The sequence below is a fragment of the Piscicoccus intestinalis NBRC 104926 genome (assembly GCF_001515525.1).
Lineage (GTDB): Bacteria > Actinomycetota > Actinomycetes > Actinomycetales > Dermatophilaceae > Kineosphaera > Kineosphaera intestinalis.
Map to the genome: position 1 here is coordinate 1 of NZ_BCNQ01000315.1, position 881 is coordinate 881.

Consider the following 881-nt stretch of genomic DNA (forward strand, 5'->3'; position numbering starts at 1 on the left):
CCCCCGAAGCCCTGGACGTGGGCGTGCCGGCGGTCGGCGCGGACGAGTTCGGCGACCGCATCGACCGCGCGTGCCGGTTGGCGCTGCAGGACGCGGGGGTAGGCGACGTCCCGGCCGACCACCCGCGAGCTCCGTTGGCGCACCGACCGATTCAGTTGCGCGGAGTGCGCTGCGATGTCGTGCAGCAGGGCGTGAACCTCAGCGGCACCGACGAACTCACCCTCGGGGTGGCCGCCGCGCGCCTGCTCGTCGCGCTCGCCGCCGAGGGCCTGCAGGGGCGCATCGCCGCCCACACCCCACCGGCCCGACCCGGCGCACCCGCCCGGGTGCACGTCGTCCTGCTCTGACTCATCGCCCGACGATTCGCCAGATCGACGATCGCGTGCCGCCGCCGCACCGCCGACCGACAGCGTTGGCGCAGGTCAGCGGGTTGGGACCGGTCGAGGGCGCGGATCGCGATCGTCGATATGGCGAATCCCGCGGGCGTGCGGGTCAGCGGCGGGACGCTCGCGCGTAGGCCGGCACGTGCGAGGGCAGCGAGCGGCGCGGGCCGTGCCGCTCGCGGCGCGCGCCGGCGAGCTCGAGCAGACGCTGCACGCGGTAGCGATGCCCCAGGTAGGGCCGCAGCAGCCGCTCCAGGCCGCGGTCGTCGACGGGCTCGCCCGTCAGGGCCACCCCGATGTCGGCGGCCACGTGGTAGTCGCCGAAGCTCACCGCGTCGGCGTCGCCGAGCGCGACGTGCGCCACCTCGGCCGCCGTCCACACACCCACCCCCGGAATCGCCATGAGCCGAGCCCGCGCCGCCCCCGGCGAGAGCTGGGCACAGCGCTCCAGTGACGCCGCCGACCGCACCGCGCGCATGACGGTGTCGGAGCGCGACG

General features: G+C 76.0%; 2 protein-coding genes. One reads left to right on the forward strand and one right to left on the reverse strand.

From position 1 onward, the window contains the following. Window positions 1-347: hypothetical protein (locus PINTE_RS23580; RefSeq protein WP_169798601.1), on the forward strand; the 347-nt coding region annotated here is incomplete at its 5' end. A 145-nt stretch (window positions 348-492) separates the two neighbouring features. On the opposite strand, the gene PINTE_RS21455 is transcribed toward PINTE_RS23580, so the two are convergent. Then, on the reverse strand, window positions 493-881 hold a 389-nt coding region (locus PINTE_RS21455), incomplete at its 5' end, for a DNA glycosylase family protein (RefSeq protein WP_505804223.1).